The sequence below is a fragment of the Paenibacillus sp. WG02 genome (assembly GCF_055396115.1).
This window is the reverse complement of sequence record NZ_AP036016.1, coordinates 6375533-6392392: the sequence shown is the minus strand read 5'-3', so window position 1 is coordinate 6392392 and position 16860 is coordinate 6375533. Positions and strand designations below refer to the sequence as shown.

15 protein-coding genes are annotated in these 16860 nt (G+C 44.6%); 12 read left to right on the top strand and 3 right to left on the bottom strand.

The genetic code is table 11. From position 1 onward, the window contains the following. The first annotated feature begins 21 nt into the window (after nucleotides 1-21). The 3 genes from ACBP55_RS29015 to ACBP55_RS29005 all read left to right on the top strand — a co-directional run bounded on the left by ACBP55_RS29015 (nucleotide 22) and on the right by ACBP55_RS29005 (nucleotide 3167). The gene (locus ACBP55_RS29015; protein ID WP_464646578.1) at nucleotides 22-1047 is read left to right on the top strand and encodes a dienelactone hydrolase family protein; all 1026 of its coding nucleotides are present in this window, start codon (nucleotides 22-24) and stop codon (nucleotides 1045-1047) included. Nucleotides 1048-1170: 123 nt separating this feature from the next. Continuing rightward, the gene (locus ACBP55_RS29010) at nucleotides 1171-1788 is read left to right on the top strand and encodes an SLOG family protein (protein WP_064743508.1); all 618 of its coding nucleotides are present in this window, start codon (nucleotides 1171-1173) and stop codon (nucleotides 1786-1788) included. 173 nt (nucleotides 1789-1961) lie between these two features. Beyond that, the gene (locus tag ACBP55_RS29005) at nucleotides 1962-3167 is read left to right on the top strand and encodes an MFS transporter (RefSeq protein ID WP_464646575.1); all 1206 of its coding nucleotides are present in this window, start codon (nucleotides 1962-1964) and stop codon (nucleotides 3165-3167) included. A gap of 9 nt (nucleotides 3168-3176) precedes the next feature. On the opposite strand, the gene ACBP55_RS29000 is transcribed toward ACBP55_RS29005, so the two are convergent. From ACBP55_RS29000 to ACBP55_RS28990, 3 genes are all read right to left on the bottom strand, one after another. Continuing rightward, the gene (locus ACBP55_RS29000; RefSeq protein ID WP_464646573.1) at nucleotides 3177-4256 is read right to left on the bottom strand and encodes a mannose-1-phosphate guanylyltransferase; all 1080 of its coding nucleotides are present in this window, start codon (nucleotides 4254-4256) and stop codon (nucleotides 3177-3179) included. Nucleotides 4257-4405: 149 nt separating this feature from the next. Next, nucleotides 4406-5356 carry a glycosyltransferase gene (locus ACBP55_RS28995; protein WP_464646571.1) on the bottom strand — a complete coding sequence of 317 codons (951 nt, stop codon included), beginning with the start codon at nucleotides 5354-5356 and terminating at the stop codon, nucleotides 4406-4408. Then, nucleotides 5356-6576, bottom strand: coding sequence for a glycosyltransferase family 4 protein (locus ACBP55_RS28990; RefSeq protein ID WP_464646569.1), 1221 nt, complete (start codon nucleotides 6574-6576; stop codon nucleotides 5356-5358). The genes ACBP55_RS28995 and ACBP55_RS28990 overlap by 1 nt, the downstream gene beginning before the upstream one ends. A gap of 207 nt (nucleotides 6577-6783) precedes the next feature. On the opposite strand from ACBP55_RS28990, the gene ACBP55_RS28985 reads away from it, so the two are divergent. From ACBP55_RS28985 to ACBP55_RS28945, 9 genes are all read left to right on the top strand, one after another. Beyond that, entirely contained in the window at nucleotides 6784-7083 is a 300-nt protein-coding gene (locus ACBP55_RS28985; protein ID WP_312876086.1) for a helix-turn-helix domain-containing protein, read from the top strand. Beyond that, on the top strand, nucleotides 7049-7990 hold the full coding sequence (locus ACBP55_RS28980; RefSeq protein ID WP_464646567.1) for a DUF1861 family protein: 942 nt from the start codon (nucleotides 7049-7051) through the stop codon (nucleotides 7988-7990). Before ACBP55_RS28985 ends, ACBP55_RS28980 begins: the two co-directional genes overlap by 35 nt. A gap of 98 nt (nucleotides 7991-8088) precedes the next feature. After that, nucleotides 8089-8658, top strand: coding sequence for a 50S ribosomal protein L25 (locus ACBP55_RS28975; RefSeq protein ID WP_464646565.1), 570 nt, complete (start codon nucleotides 8089-8091; stop codon nucleotides 8656-8658). Between the two features lie 245 nt (nucleotides 8659-8903). Next, the gene (locus ACBP55_RS28970) at nucleotides 8904-10262 is read left to right on the top strand and encodes an extracellular solute-binding protein (RefSeq protein WP_464646563.1); all 1359 of its coding nucleotides are present in this window, start codon (nucleotides 8904-8906) and stop codon (nucleotides 10260-10262) included. 115 nt (nucleotides 10263-10377) lie between these two features. Continuing rightward, entirely contained in the window at nucleotides 10378-11262 is an 885-nt protein-coding gene (locus ACBP55_RS28965; protein ID WP_464646561.1) for a carbohydrate ABC transporter permease, read from the top strand. 1 nt (nucleotide 11263) lies between these two features. Beyond that, a complete protein-coding gene (locus tag ACBP55_RS28960) occupies nucleotides 11264-11887 on the top strand; it encodes a carbohydrate ABC transporter permease (protein ID WP_464653581.1) in 624 nt (207 codons plus the stop codon). Continuing rightward, the gene (locus ACBP55_RS28955; protein WP_464646559.1) at nucleotides 11781-12092 is read left to right on the top strand and encodes an ABC transporter permease subunit; all 312 of its coding nucleotides are present in this window, start codon (nucleotides 11781-11783) and stop codon (nucleotides 12090-12092) included. Before ACBP55_RS28960 ends, ACBP55_RS28955 begins: the two co-directional genes overlap by 107 nt. Nucleotides 12093-12164: 72 nt before the next feature. Beyond that, nucleotides 12165-13775 (top strand): response regulator transcription factor, encoded by a 1611-nt coding sequence (locus ACBP55_RS28950; protein ID WP_464646557.1) that lies wholly within the window; start codon nucleotides 12165-12167, stop codon nucleotides 13773-13775. A 1005-nt stretch (nucleotides 13776-14780) separates the two neighbouring features. Next, nucleotides 14781-16850 carry a bifunctional aldolase/short-chain dehydrogenase gene (locus tag ACBP55_RS28945; RefSeq protein WP_464646555.1) on the top strand — a complete coding sequence of 690 codons (2070 nt, stop codon included), beginning with the start codon at nucleotides 14781-14783 and terminating at the stop codon, nucleotides 16848-16850. Nucleotides 16851-16860 lie beyond the last annotated feature (10 nt).

Here is a 16860-nt window from a genome sequence, read left to right as displayed (position 1 = left end):
GATAGTTGGAGGTGGGGTTGGTTGTGGAATCCAGATTCAATCATGGAAAATCTCTATCATTCCTACGAGAATAAACGTCGGCAGCAGAAACGGGCCGAGAATGCCGAACAGACCAAGATTAGATTGAAGCAGCGCCTGATCAAATCGCTAGATATAGCTTTGGAAGAAAAGGATGAGCTTCGTCCTGTTCTCCTGGAGCGCATTGAGCTCGAAGATCATTTTCGAGAGCGTATCGAATTCGGCACGGTCTGGGGATTGCGAGTTCCGGCCTATGTGTTATTACCTAAAAGATTGACCGAGCGAACTGCAGCGGTACTGGCTCTGCATGGACATGGTTACGGTAGTCGCCAGATTGTTGGACTCCATCCGGATGGAACTGATAACACAGGTAAGCCGGATCTTCATGGCAATTATGCCTTGGAATTAGTGAGACGCGGCTTCATCGTGGTCGTACCCGAGATCATCGGATTCGGGGATCGAAGACTGGCTGCGGATCAGAAGGATGGGAAAGTCGGGAATTCATCCTGTCAAACACTTGCTTCACATCTGTTTTTATATGGCATCTCGCTGGCGGGGGTGCGTGTTCAAGAGGCGCGGCGGGCGCTCGATTATGTGTTGTCGCGAGAGGATGTGGATCCAGCAAGAGTGGGATCCTTTGGTTTCTCGGGAGGCGGGCTTATCGCCGCATATACCGCAGCGATAGATGAACGAATCAAAGCCACGGTACTCTGCGCCTTTGTAAATACGTTCAAAGGAAGCATTATGCATGTTCGTCATTGCATTGACAATTATTTGCCTGGTGTTTTGGAATATTCGGAACTCCCCGAATTACTCGGGTTACTTGCTCCTCGTCCGCTGTTCATTGCATCTGGCCAGCAGGATCCTATTTTTCCGATAGAAACAGTGGAAGTGGCGATTCAATATTTGCGGCAGGTGTACGATGAATCGGGTGCGGGTGAGAAGCTGGGGGTTCATCTCTTTGAAGGAGTTCATGAAGTGAATGGGAGTCAGGCCTACCCTTGGTTGGTTGAGGCTTTAGAATCTTAATCGTATAGAAAAAGAAGAGCTGCGGCTCTTCTTTTTGCGTTACTCACATGCTCGAAGTTTCTTTCTATCGAGGCATAACTATGCTAACCTGTTAGGTAGAGTCAACAAGGTGGTGTACCTCTTTTGAAACGAGTCTTAATAACGGGTTATAAAGCATCTGAGCTGGGCATTTTTTCTTTAAAGCACCCAGGCATTCCAATTATCAAAAAAGCGATCAAGAAGAGACTCATCGCACTTATGGAAGAAGGACTAGAGTGGGTCGTTGTCAGCGGACAATGGGGGGTTGAATTGTGGGCGGCTGAGGCTGTGCTTGAACTTCGAGATGGTGCCTATCCAGAGCTGAAATTAGCTGTCGTTACCCCTTTTCTTGAGCAAGAAGAAAAATGGAGCGATGATAAGAAAAATAGCTATAATAGCGTCATGGAACGCGCGAATTACGTGAACAGCGTGACGAAGACTAAATACGAAGGACCGTGGCAGTTCAAGGAAAGAGACAAGTTTCTGCTGCGTAATTCGGACGGCATCATTCTTGTTTATGATGAAGATACAGAGGGGTCACCCAAGTTTATGAAACAGCAGGCAGCTCAGATTGCAGCGAATCATGCCTACCCGATTATCACGATTAATGCTTATGATTTGCAAAATATCGCCGAAGATGAACAAGGTGACCAGTCGGGAGATCTTGCTGGTGACCTCGACTTCGCCGACAACGGTAACCATACGGATTTTGATGAGATATAAACAATAAATGGCCGTCTCAAAAGGTGATCGACCTTGGGAAACGGCTATTTCTCATAATTCACGATGTAATTTCTAATCTTCAAACAATATGATAAAATATACATATCATTGCACGGTTGTCGGGAGATTTTCGTATTTGGTCGTTCAGTCGTTAAGCATCAGGGGGTAAACACATGGCATTTTCCTGGAAACGTAATCTCATCACTTTATGGATCGGTGTATTTTTCTGCGGCATGGCGTATACGATTTCAGTTCCTTTCTTACCTATCTTCCTACATACGGAGTTCGGTATTGATAAAGGCCTGGAAGCATGGTCTGGTATTACGTTTGGCATCACCTTTTTGGCTAGTGCTTTAATTGCGCCTTTTTGGGGCTCTTTGGCGGACAAGTATGGCCGTAAACCGATGTTGATTCGCTCGGGATTCAGCTTAAGCGTGCTTTATTTTGCGACTTTTTTCGTTCATGATCCTTACATATTTCTTGTCGTCCGGATTCTTCAGGGGCTGCTTGCCGGTTTTGTTCCTGCTTCCATCGCTTTAGTGGCCACGAACACGCCTGAAAAAGAAGTTGGTTATGCGCTGGGGGTCATGTCAACGGCAGGAGCCGCCGGAAGTGTCATCGGTCCGCTGGTTGGCGGATTCGTCAGCCACTGGGTAGGGAACCGAGAATCGTTCCTGGTCTCTGGGTGTGTCGTCTTAGTCGCAGCCTTTATCGCGCTGTTTGGGGCGAAGGAAACGAACTTTAATCGCTCGGCTGTGAGGTCGGGCGTAATGGATGATTTGAAGTCGGCTGCTCATAATCGCCCCTTCATGATAATACTAGGGGTCACCATGCTGGTGGCAACTTCGGTCATGATTGTCGAGCCGCTGCTAACCATCTATGTGCTGCAAATGGGCGGCAGCAAAAGCTCAGCTTCGCTGAGCTCAGGCATTATTTTCTCTGCGGTGGGCATCGCAACCGTGATTGCAGCACCGAGATGGGGGAAACTCGGACAGAAAATCACCTACTCCAAAACCTTATTCATCGGCCTAATTGGCGGAGGAATAGGGAATCTGCTTCAGTTGGGTACTCACCATCTGTTAGCCTTTGGCATTCTGAGGTTTAGTTATGGGTTGTTTTTTGCTGCGGTCTACCCAGCGTTAAACGCGCTCATCGTGAAATATACGGACTCCAGCTTTAGAGGCCGGGCGTTTAGCTTAAATCAATCCGCTACACAGCTCGGGACCATGAGCGGTCCGATTATCGGCGGATTTTTGGGCGGCTGGATCGGTATTCCGCTCGTTTTTGCCATCAACGGCTTGGCGCTTATCTGTGTGGCTTTCTTCTTCAAATATCGCGGTCCCAAAGTGGCGGCTGTTCCATTATCTTCACCAGAGTAAGGCAGAAGGCTAAATATACTCCGTCATTCCTTTTTCCTTCAGCAGGTCGACGATATCTTTAACGGATTGCGCTTTGTCTTTGGGACATATTAAAAGTGCATCCCCAGTGTCCGCAATGATGAAGCCGTCAACGCCGATTGTTGTGATTAGTCTGCCATTCCCGTATATGATGGAATTTCGTGTATCTATGCCCATATGATTTGCTTTAATAATATTTCCTGATGGATCCGGAGGGAAGATCGCGCCGAGCGCATCCCAGCTGCCGATATCATTCCAGCCAAATTGACCAGACAAAACAACGACTTCATCTGACCGCTCAAGGATTCCGTAATCAATCGAAATGTTTTGAAGCGTTGGATAGATGTTATTAATGATTTCCTCTGCCTGATCCGTGCCCAGATAATCGCTGATTGGAAGCATTGTCTTATACAGTCGAGGCAGGTAACGCTTGAAATTATCAATAATGACGGAAGTTTTCCAAATGAAAATGCCGCTATTCCATAAATAATTACCGGATGACAGATAGCCTTGTGCTTTCTGAAAGTTCGGTTTTTCTACAAATTCAGCTACTTCGTATACGGCAACAGGATTTGAAGAAATGGATTCTTTATCAAAGGCGATATAACCGTACCCAGTCGATGGAAATGTCGGTTTAATTCCGATGGTAACGATTTTGTCCGTCTTCATCGCGACTGTACAGGCTTCGTCTAACGTAAGGCGAAATTGTTCTTCATCGGTTATATAATGATCGGAAGGTAACACAACCATCAAGGAATCACCGTGTGATTTTTCTATAGATAACGCTGCGAAAAGTATGCTTGCAGCCGTGTTTCTGGCAACGGGCTCGATCAAAATATTGCTTTTCGAAACACTGCTATGCATGATGCTCTCCAGAAGCACTGCTTGAGAGCGATTCGTAACAATAACGGTATTTTCTTGAGGGATAATGCCTTTGAATCGTTCGATCGTATCGTTTAGCATAATATCATTCCCGCTAATATTTAGAAGCTGCTTTGGAATCTCTTGTCTAGACAGCGGCCAGAAGCGGGTTCCGCCCCCGCCTGCAAGGATGGTAGCAAATTTATTCATGATGCATCACCAAATGGGCAATGTTGAAGGAAATGATGCTCTCAGAGCCTTGATTAAGGTTCAGCCCTGTGGCATGGATGCCATCATAACAAGCTCCTGTTTGAGGGTCAATGAGAGAGATTTGTAATGAATTATGGCCTAAATACCATTCATAGCATAGGGCAGCTTATCTTCAGATAAGCTGGGTCTTGGAGCACGATCGCGGCTTCTTTACAAGCAAGAAGCATTTCACATGCCTCAATCGGCTGTTCGTCGTAGAGAGCGGCCTTCTGGTCTCGCAACTGCCAGCCATGACTGCCAATCGGCTTATAATATCCTTCTTTAGCAAAGGTTTTGGATACTAGAAAATCCAGGCTTTCCTTAGCTGTTTTCTTCAAACTAGCGTTATCCGAGATATGTGATGCTTTTAAAAGTGCCCATGGTAGCATGGAGTTTCCGTAGGTAAGGCTGTCTTCAAACCAGTTCCAACCGTTTCCCTTATTGCGAACATATTGATCGTGCAGTCGGAGCGCTATTTTTTCGATCACATTGAGGATGAATGCTCTTGGTAGAAAAGCCTTTTCTTCTACGGTGCTTGGCGTGTGGAGATAGGGGAAGGAGTAAGTTAAAGCACCAGGGGTTTCTATTAAATAACTTAGACCGATTATGGCATAGGCTCCAGCACGAGGAGAACCTAGCTTTTCGATATGCGGTAATGCTTGATTGATTAAATAACGACAAGTATTAAGTACATTATCGGGCAGCAAAGAGGAATGGGCGAGCGCGAATCCTAATGCCCATAGTGTGCGTCCTTGACAATCTTCAGAGCCGCTATCCTCCGTGAATGAACGGTTATAATCCATGAAGTTTCTAAAATTTCCATCTGTATTCTGTGCATGGTGAATGAAGGAAACGTAAGTATGAATGAGGTCTAACGTGCTGGAATCTTTATTACTGCTGTACAATAAAACGGCTGCGATTAATGCCCGTGCGTTATCATCCGTCGTATAACCTTTCGAACGGTCGGGTACGCCAAATTTGGTATGTTGAAAGATGCCTGTATCATCCGTTATCCTGCGCATATAATCGGACTTAAACTGCCGTATCGTTTGTACTTGCATTAAATCACTCCTAAGTGTGTTACTTTAGCAAAACTGGCATCGTAAGCTTTTACTTTAGTAGACTCTGAATCTATTATTTTCTCTTGGAAGATGGCGGCATAGGTTTTGGCAATTTCGTTCCACAGCATGGTTCTTCCGAGTTCGAGCGTACGACTTTCCATTTCAGCTATTCTAATAGGGTCATTCAGTAATTGAAGGATGCAAGCTTCCAAAGAGGCTGAATCGCGGAAATTTGCAAGTAAACCCCTGCCCTCTGCCAACATTTCTTCGGCATATCGATAAGGTGTGGAGACAATAACCCTTCCATAGCCGACCCCGTATGCCAAAGTTCCGCTAACAGCCTGATCCTTGCCTAAATATGGAGTCATATAAATGTCTGACATGACCAGTGATTGAATGACTTCATCCTGCGTCAAAAGCTTGTCAACGAAGCGAACATTACGAGTTAAATCAAATTCTTCCACAAGACCCATCAGCTTTTGTCGGTATACCTCGCCTGTTTCTTGTTTAACGACCGGATGTGTTTTCCCCCAAATGATATAGAGAGAATCCGGATGTTTTTTGACCACCCCGCGCATGGCCTCAATGCTGTATTCAATTCCTTTACCAGGACTTAAAAACCCAAAGGTGGATAAAATTTTTCGATCTGCAAAGCCATATTGCTCTTTAAGCTCTGATCTTGATCTGGTTTGGACATGAGGTACGCCATGATGAATGAAAGCGATTTTGGCAGCATCAACGCTATATATGGAGATCAAATCGGTTACTGTAGATTGCGCCATCGTGACAACTTTAACACTCAGCTCTGCAACTCGATTCATGATGTGACGCTGCTTAGCAGAAGGTTTGGTTAACACGGTATGAAAAATGACGACATACGGAATAGTCAGTCTCTCGACGAATGGAATCAAGTGTTCACCGCTTTCTCCGCCGTAAATACCGAATTCATGCTGGATAACGAGAAGATCAACGTCTGACGAGCTAAGATAATCGGCCGTTTCTATATACTCGGATAGCTTATGTTGGTCAATTTCCCTCATCACTTGCTCCTGATAGTCGTAAGCTTCGTTGTTATTGATGGCAATGATACGAGGCTTGTTAAAGCCTTTGATGTGCTGGAGTTCATCTAATAAATCTTGTGTAAATGTAGCTATGCCGCATTCTCTCGGCAGGCTAGTACCTAGAAAAACGATATTCCGATTGCTGCTTGTATACTTCATATAATAAGCCTCCATGTTGGTTCGCGATTTTTGGAACACAAAAAAAAGAATCTAAAGATAGGTCTTTAATTCTTTTGGGGGAAGGGGTATTTTATTTTCAGAAAATTCCAAATTATTTCCTGTTTTCACTATACCATGACCATTTTTTCTTGTCAATTCATTGACTCTCCATCGCGTACCCTATATATTTATGGAGGGGGTGTATGTGTGTCAGTCATACGCAGTAAACTAAAAGAAGTCATGGAGAATCACGATCCTAAATTATCGATACGTAGGCTCGCTAAAGAGATTAACTACCACTTTGACTCCGTTCGTCGTATGTATAAGGATGAGATGGTACAGTATCCTAGGGATTTATTGCTAAAGCTTTGTCTGTATTTTAATGTCCAGCCTGGGCAGCTCATTGGCATCGAAATGGATGAGGAAAGTGATTGGACGATAGATGCATCGATGGATTATCAGGAGGACGTCAATGACAAGGAAATCGATTACAACGGAGAGCTGTAAACAGCTTCTAGAAACCTTTTATGCAAACCCTAGAATAACAAAAGTGCAGAAACTAACGTTCTCCGGGGTTGGAAATCGCGATGTATATAATATAACGGCCCCGTTTCAATACGACGGGGAGGAAGTCCTATTAGGAAGAGTTGAGGAACGGGATAGCGAGTTCTCTCAAGTCTTCTTTTTTACATGCAAGAATCAGGTTTGGAGTCCCCGTATACATACGCACACTTATAACTTGCAGGATCCATGTATGACCATCATCAAAGGTGAACTAATAATTGGTGGAGTTGAAGTCATTACGGCTGTCGATAATCCGAGTAAGATTGTGTCGTGGGTTACCCAATTTTATCGTGGTTTTCACATAGATTCATTATGTCACTTCGCTTCTGGACCTGGTACGATGAAAGATATTCGTATAATTGAGCTTAACGATGGTAGAGTAGGTGTATTTACTAGACCGCAAGGAGCAAGAGGTGGAAGAGGGCAAATCGGATTTACAATCATCAATTCTCTGGAGGAACTCAATGAGCAAACCTTCATCAATGCGGAAATTCTTACAGAGCAATTTGTCTCCGAAGAATGGGGAGGTGCGAATGAAGCACATTTACTGGGGAATGGTCATGTGGGCGTTCTGGGGCATGTAGCTTGCTTTGATACAGTAGGAAACAAGCATTATTATTCCATGGTCTTTGCGATAAACCCTGAGACCTGTGAGAAAACACCCATGAAAATTATTGCGGCTAGAAGTGATTTTCCAAGAGGTCCTGGTAAACGGCCTGATCTTGAAGATGTTATTTTTAGCGGTGGGCTTATAAGGTCAGGCAATGGTCGAGCCGTGCTTTCCGTTGGCGTTAGTGATGCAGAGGCTTATCAGATTGAAATCCCTGATCCATTTATGGAGTATGAATAGGAACGCGTGGGTTTTCATCAAAGTTTGACTAGATTTTATGGTCATGTTATAATTCGTTTGACAAGAATTTATGGTCAAAGAGAGCAGGAAACAAACAAATGAGTAAATTTATTCAATTGAACAAGCGCACTGGTGAAACAAAGTCCCACATGAATCAAGCAAGAAAACAGGGGCGCATCCCGGCTGTGATGTATGGGATTGGTAAAGATACTTTATCCGTAGAAGTAAATGAAAAAGAAATGCTGGATATTTTGAAAAAAAATCCACGAGCTATCCTGCAAGGCAACACATCCGATGAAAAAGTCATTCCGGTCATTGTTCAGAGCGTCCAAAGGGATGCGATGTCGGGCAATCTGCTGCATATCGACTTTCATCATGTAAACATGACTCAAATCATGGACAGTAAAGTTACTATCCAGTTTTCTGGAGAAGCAATCGGAGTCAAATCCGGTGGGGTTCTACAGATCGAAATCTATGAAGTAGAAGTCCGTTGTATGCCTGGTGATTTGCCGACTTCAATGGAAGTGGATATCAGTGGCCTTGATACGGGAGATAAGTTTCTCGTTTCCGACCTGATTTTCAAAGATGGCATTGAAGTGTTGACGGATGCGAATACGGTTATGATTCAAATCAAAACAGTGCATGAGGAAGTCGAAGCAACAGCCTAGTAGAAATCAATAAAAAAAATTAAATATAGAGTATGATTAAATCCCCTGCAAGTTAAGGTGTCTACGTTCTTGTAACTTAGATTCCTCAGCTTGCAGGGGATTTTTTGCTTTCCCTCAATATGCCAAATGAGGCAGAATAGAGAATTTTATCCCTACAGTCTCGAAATGTCAGACTATAATTTACCAGTCCCCATTTCTATAATCAAAGTGTAAGCAAATCGTTAACGAACTGTAGGAGGTCAAGAATGAAAAAGACGAAAAGTGCATTATTTTTGGCAATGGTTATGGCAATGGCAGCAACATCCGTAGCATGCGGTTCGGGCGGGGACACAAAGACAGCATCCGCTCCTGCTTCAGCTACTCCCGCTGCATCGGTTAAACCGGCGGAAACGGCAAAGCCGAAAGAATTCAAGATGGTACTGCGCCACATAGAAATCAAAGATACGGCGAAAGCGAATCTTGCTATCTTGCAGGATGTTGTAAAAGCAACAGAAGCTGAGATACCTGGATTGAAATTTGAGCTGGATGGCGTGGAAGATGTTGTCAACCGCGATACGAAGCTCAAAGCTGAGATGCAAGCGGGCAGCCCGCCGCCTATTTTTGACCTTTTCGGTGGAGCAGATACTCAGAACTATTCCAAAGCGGGTCGTCTTCTTGACCTGACGCCGATTCTCTCTGAGCTTGGATTGAAAGACAAATTCATGAACTTGAACGAGTTCACCGTTGATGGCAAGATCTATGGTCTTCCAAGAGCGGGATATGTTGAAGGTGTATTTTATAACAAAAAAATGTTCGCGGATGCAGGCGTACAGGTTCCAAAAACGTGGGATGAATTCTTGAAGGTTTGTGAGGCGATTAAAGCAAAAGGGATAACACCGATTGCCATGGCTGGAGGCGCTGGTGATGGCTGGGTCATTAACATGCTTGCAAACACGCTCTTCGTACGTCTGGGCGGACCACAAATTCAAGAAGGCTTCGCAGCAGGTAAAACGAAGTGGACGGATGCTCCTGTCGTCGAGGCATTCAAGAAGCTGGATGAGTTGAAACAAAAAGGTTATATCGATAAAAACGTGATCGCAACGAAATATTCGGACGGCCAAGCTAAATTCTACACAGGTCAAGCGGCAATGCTGTTCGATGGCAGCTGGGCTGCAGGTGGAATCATGGGTAAAAACTCCACGGTCGCTGCAGACGCAAGCTTCTTTAACTTCCCGAACCTGGGCGGTGCAGGGGACGATATGATCAACGGCGGTTGGTCAAACGGTTACGGTTTCTCTTCCAAGCTGAACGACAGCGAATTGAAAGCGGTTAAAGCGTTTATCAAAAACTTCTATACAGAAGCGAATCAGAAACGCGCTTTGAAAGAATCCGGCAACATTCCAGCCATGAAGCTAGGAGATATCGGAGATGCTTCAGGTTTAGTCGCAGAAGTCGTGAAAGGTCAGCTTTCCGCTAAGAAAGGCGCTTTCCCAGCATTCGACGCACTGGTTTCACCAGCTGTTAAGAAAACGCTGGAAGGTACAATGGAAGAGCTGATGGGCGGTAAAGTAACGCCGCAGAAAGCTGCAGAGAAAATGCAAGCGGCACAAGATGCTAAATCATAAAGATTGAATAAAAGCGCAGGGCACCACACGTAAGCGGTGGTGTCCTGATTTATGGTCATTGAAGCTGCGCCTCCGTGACAGATTAAGTCATTATTATCGAAAGATGGGGGATAACATGAATAAAGTATTACGCAATCCGCTTGCCTACGCGCTGTTCGTCGTTCCGGGCGTAGTGCTCTACATGATCTTTTACATCTTACCCATGGTCAGCTCCTTGAAGTACTCGGTAACAAGCTGGAACGGAATTAACGATCCGATCTTCAATGGCTTGGATAATTTCATGAAGGCTTTCCATGATGAGAAGTTTTGGATCGCCCTCAAGAACAATATTTATTTCGTCCTCTTTTCCGTGTTTGTACAAATCCCAATCATCATCTTATTTTCGATTTTGATTAGTGGAGCTCGCAGGTTTCTGGACTTCTACAAAACGACCGTTTTTTTGCCGAGCGTGCTTTCGACGGCCATTGTCGGCGTGATCTGGCAATTCATCTATCATCCTGATGCGGGTTTAGTGAATCAGTTGTTACGCGCGATGGGGCTTGAGAAATGGACACATCTATGGCTGGGTGAAGAAGGCTATTCGATGCTAGCCATTCTAGTTACGAATGCCTGGCAGTGGACCGGATTTTATATCGTTCTCGTTTTGGCTGCGATTTTTGCGATATCCAAAGATGTTCAAGAAGCAGGCGAGATCGATGGTGCTGTCGGTTGGTTGAAGGCGCGCCATATTACAGTTCCTCTTATACGTCCGGTCATTCTCGTTGTGTTGATGCTATCCATTACAGGTGCGATGAAAGCCCTGGATATCGTATTTATTATGACAAAAGGCGGCCCTTTCGGAAGCTCGGAGGTTATGGCTACTTACATGTACAAGCAGGCTTATTCCATGTCCTTATTTGGTTACGCCAATGCGATTTCAATCATCATTTTCGTATTCACTGTCCTGTTGACATTAATCTTCCATTTCATTACCAAAAGGTCAGAGGAGGTCGAATACTAAAATGAGAAGAAATGCATGCGGCATATTCCGGCATTTGATTCTTTTGGTTTACCTGCTTATCGTTTTATATCCGCTCTTATTTATACTCAATTCTTCATTCAAAAACAATTCAGAGGTTTTTCTTAATCCATGGGGCTTCCCGAAGAAATTCGAATTGACTAATTACATCGACGCATTCACAAGCTCTAATATTGGGATTTATTTTGTTAATAGTTTTTACGTGAGTACGATTTCAACAACGGTAGCTATTTTGCTGGCGACTTCCATCGCTTATGCCTTAACGAGAATGAATTTTTCTAGGGTGAGCAAAATCGTTTATGGTATTTTGTTGTTGTCGCTGCTCATATCGCCGGCGTCACTGCTCATTCCTTTGTATATCATGATCAAGAATATGGGGATCTACAATACGCCTCTTGCCTTGATTGTTCCTTATACAGCTTTCGGTATTCCACTCTCCGTGTTTGTCATTGCGGCATTTTTGAAGTCCATCCCCAGGGGGACTGGAGGAAGCAGGCATTATGGACGGACTTCGTGTATATGGCTTGCTTTCGCGCATCATCATGCCGCTTACCATGCCGACGCTTGTGACGGTATTTATTCTGAACTTTATGGGACACTGGAATGAATTTATTATGGCAAATCTGTTTTTGTCCAGTACAAACCTGCGGACCTTGCCTGTTGCGGTTGTTTCTTTCATGGATAAATTTCAAATGAACTATGGAGCTCTTACAGCGTCCGTGATGATCAGTGTCGTTCCGGTCATTGCGATTTATAGTGTTTTGCAGCGGCAAATTATTCAAGGTGTTACAGCAGGCAGCGTGAAGGGCTAACAAGTCGAAAAATCCTGTATATACTAATAGGAATGCAGATTTCCTGGCTTTTGAAGAAGGGAGATGTCTTTGATGTTGAAAGCACTGCTTATTGACGATGAAATTAACATTTTACGCAATTTTCAAAGTGTTATTCCATGGGAAGATATCGGGATTGAAATCGTTGGGTTAGCTGAGAATGGCGCCAAAGCATTGGAGGTAGTGGACATTTATAAGCCTGACATCGTGCTGTCGGACATCAGTATGCCTGTCATGGACGGTATCACCTTCGTTCAAAAGCTGCGAGAGCGAGACACTTCTTGTGAATGTATTATGCTGACAGGCTATCAGAGCTTTGAATATGCGAGATCGCTTATGCGCTACGGGGTCAAAGAATATTTGATGAAGCCTATTAATTATGAGGAGCTTGAGCGAGTAGTAAGACGTGTTGCGGAATCCATCCTTGAAAGACGACAGAAAGCTAGAAATGAGGAGAAGGCATGGGGGAACGTCGTCAGTCTGGTCTACGAAAAAATACTATATGACTATCTGATGAATTACACGTCCATTACAAACCATCCCCTTTTAACTGCGGAAGTACCTCATCTGGATGAGACGGAATACATGCTGCTTCTTGTTGATCTTGAGCACTATGCCAAGCTGTCTTTCGGTTGGGATGAGAAGGAACAGAGACTGTGGAATTTCGCGATCTGTAATGTGCTTCGGGAAGCGCTGATCTTGGAAAAGCGAACCTACACGGTCCTGCAAATGCGTCAGGGAGAATGGTGTTTGTTGATCGAACAAGCCCGAGGCGAGAAGTCGGATGTGGAGATCGATCAGGCCAAAAAATGGGCAAATCACATACGCGAGTGTGTTAAAAGCAATGTTAAACTGGAAGTAAGTGTAGGCATTTATTCGCATTGTTTACCCATTTCTGGTTTAGCGGCAGCATATAAGCGTGTTCAATGGGAAATTCACTTGTCTCCTGGCTGCAATACCATTGTGACATCAACGAATCCGAACTGTACAACGCAACTTCAGATTGATGTATTGTGGCAAATAACGGAGGATATGATCTCTGCGCTTAAACAATTCAACCGTGTTAAAACGGAAGAAGCGATGGAAGCGCTCAATGTTCATTTGAAAACCATACCCGATTCACTTATTCTGCGTGTACAGCAAATTTTGCATTATCTGGTACTCAATCTTCTTCGCGAAATGCGTGAATTCAACATGTTTAAACAGCTCGAAGAGGAGAGCATATGGGATAAGCTCAGTTACAGCATCAGTGCGAAAGACTTACTCGTTGTGATGAATGAAATGGTCAACCAGTGTCTGGACGTATTTGTCAGTAAAAAATCAAGCGTCGCTCTTATGGAGTCGGCCAAGGCTTATATCCATGAACGAATGGCCAAGGATCTTGGCATTGATGAACTTGCGAGCACGTTGGGCATCAGTAACAGTTACTTTAGTCTGCTATTCAAGCAGCATTTCGGAGTCACGTTTGTCGAGTATTTGACGAAGTTGAGAATGGAGACGGCCAAGTCCATGCTCGAAGAAAAGGAGCGCAGGGTCGCACAAATCAGCGAGTCTGTCGGTTACTTGGATGGTCGCTATTTCATTAAAATATTTCACAGATATACGGGAATGACGCCTTCCGAATATCGAGCCAGCAGGAAGAATATCGGCTGTTTCCACAGATGAAATGAATCATAGGGGTTGTTTCACAAATGAAATAAATCTTAGGGGCTGTTTCAAAAGTAGATAAATCTACTTGAGGACAGCCCTCTTCTATTTAAATTTGACGTGTCCTCAATAGCGGGGATGCAAGCCTATACAGGCCGGTATGTCTTCTCTTTTTGTAAGCAGCTGTTTTTCTAGAAGATTTTGGGGATGGAAAGATTACCCTAAAAAGCAACCCAACCCAACCCAACCCAACCCAACCCAACCCAACCCAACCCAAAGATCACTTTGACCAAGCCGCTTAGCTGGAATCGTCGAAGTCTTCGATTGTTCTTCATATCGTCAAAGACACTCTCGGGCTCAAGCATACGCCTTAGGAATGTGCAAAGCCATCCTCGCTCCGCAGGGCCTGATCCAAAAATAATAAATACATGGGATGGGTAGTTTCTTCATGGATACGTGCATCCATCTAACAATAGTAGGCTTCCGCTAAGGGAAGGGGAACGTAGTGACGCTATTTACGCGAAATATGTGCTAATTCAAGCAAACGCGGAACGTAGTGACGCTATTCCGTTGTTTTTAGCTGCTGATAGCTCAAATTTCATCAAATAGCGCCCTCACGTTCCGCTAATTTCAATTTTAGCTCATTTCATCCAATTTAGCGTCTTGTCGTTCCGTTAAGATCAACTTTGCCCCCAAAGGACCTCCCTTTATTGGCGGAAGTCCTCATGGATACATATAACCAATTTTAGGTAGATGCTCCTCAAGGTGTAAATAACCCTTTTGGAACAGCTCCTTTTTGCTTTTGTTTGAATGTAAGTTTCAAAGTCCGTTATGCTTTGTTTTGTATCTAAAACAAAAATAAAAATAAGTATTCAAAAATAAACAAAGATGTGTTACGATGAAACCATCAAGAACAAACACATACTCATGGGATTTATGCGGAGACTTTGAGCTACGCTGAAAGATCCCAAAGCGGAGAGACTTTGAGCTACGCTCAAAGATCCCTATATTAGGAGGATAAGTATGGTTGCGAATTTGTGGGAAGCGGAAAAAGCGAAGTCAGTATCAAAAGGCGTAGAGGAACTGGTGTACCGTTCCAATTTATTGGGGACAGATCGTGCAGTTGCCAACTGGGGCGGCGGTAACACATCGTACAAAACAATCGAGAAGGATTTCCGCGGTCGTGATGTAGAAGTGATGTGGGTAAAGGGGAGCGGTTCCGACCTTGCTACCATGAAAGCAAAGAATTTCACAGGTCTTCGCATGGAGGACATTCGTCCGTTGTTCGAGCGAGATGAAATGTCTGACGAAGAAATGGTTGCTTACCTTGTGAATTGTATGATCGACAGCAAACATCCGCGTGCTTCCATTGAGACGCTTTTACATGCATTTTTGCCTTTCAAAAATGTGGACCACACGCATCCTGATGCGATTATCGGTCTCTGCTGCGCACACAACGGCCGTGAGTTGGCGAAAGAAATTTACGGCGACCGTTTCGTTTGGGTTCCTTATGTACGCCCTGGTTTTACACTTTCTAAAATGATCGCGGAAGGCGTTAGAAACAATCCAAAGGCTGAACTCGTACTAATGGAGAAGCATGGTCTTGTTACTTGGGGCGAAACGTCCGAAGAGAGTTACCTCAAGACGCTCGCTATCATTCAAGAAGCAGAAAGCTTCATTGAAGCTCGTGTGAACGAGGGCAGCCTGTATGGCGGAGCGAAATATGAATCTCTCACTGAAACTGTACGAAACGATATATTGGCGCAAGTCTTGCCTATCGTTCGTGGAGCCGTGAGCAACGAGAAGAAAATGATTCTGACAACAGACAGTGCAGATGATGTATTGAAGTTTGTAAACAGCAGAGATGCTGCTGTGTTGTCCCAAGTGGGTGCAGCTTGCCCGGATCACCTGGTTCATACGAAAATGAAGCCACTTTATATCGATTGGAATCCAAACTCCGGCGATACAAATGCGTTAATTGATGCTCTTAAATCCGGTATAGCAGCTTACAAAGAAGAGTACAAGGCTTATTTTGACCGCAACAAAAATGAAGGCGACGTCATGAACGAAGCGGCACCTCGCGTGATCCTGATCCCAGGTATCGGGATGATCAACACAGGCAAAAGCTGGTCCAATGCCCAAGTTAGCGGAGCTCTCTATCACCGTGCAATTGCCGTAATGAGAGGCGCAACAGCTCTCGGTACGTTCGTTTCCTTAAGCGAAAATGAATCCTTCAATGTTGAGTACTGGCCTCTTGAACTTTATAAATTAACTTTGGCTCCGGCTGAAGCAGAGTTTTCCCGTAAAATTGCTTTCATCACAGGCGGCGCAGGTGGAATAGGGAGCGTAACGGCTCGTCAATTTTTAAAAGAAGGCGCGCACGTCGTTCTAGCTGACCTGAATCTTGAAGGCGCACAAAAATTAGCTGCTGAACTGAACGAGCAGTATGGCGAAAACAGAGCCATTGCCGTTAAAATGGATGTAACGAAAGAAGAGGAAGTGGAAGCCGCATACCGCGAATCGATTCTCAGCTATGGCGGTATCGATATTATCGTGAATAACGCAGGTCTTGCGACTTCTAGTCCTTTTGACGAAACATCACTCAAAGAGTGGAACCTGAACATGAACGTGCTTAGCACAGGTTACTTCCTCGTAGCAAGAGAAGCTTTTAAAATTATGAAAAAACAAAGCATCGGCGGCAGCATGGTATTCGTCGGCTCCAAAAACTCAGTATTTGCAGGCAAAAATGCCTCCGCATACTCGACAGCCAAAGCGGCTGAAATTCACTTAGCACGCTGTATCGCTGCTGAGGGCGGGGAATTCGGCATTCGCGTGAACTCGGTATTGCCAGATGCGATTCTTCAAGGCTCCGCGATTTGGAATTCCGGCTGGCGCAATGAACGGGCTGCAGCTTACGGTATTGAACCGGATCAGTTGGAAGAGCACTACCGCAAAAGAACGACGCTGCTCGTCAACATTTTCCCGAAAGACGTTGCGGAAGCCATCGTGTACTTCGCTTCTTCCAAAGCAGACAAAACGACAGGTTGTATGATCACAGTTGACGGTGGCGTTCCGGCTGCCTTCACACGTTAATTCACCTAAT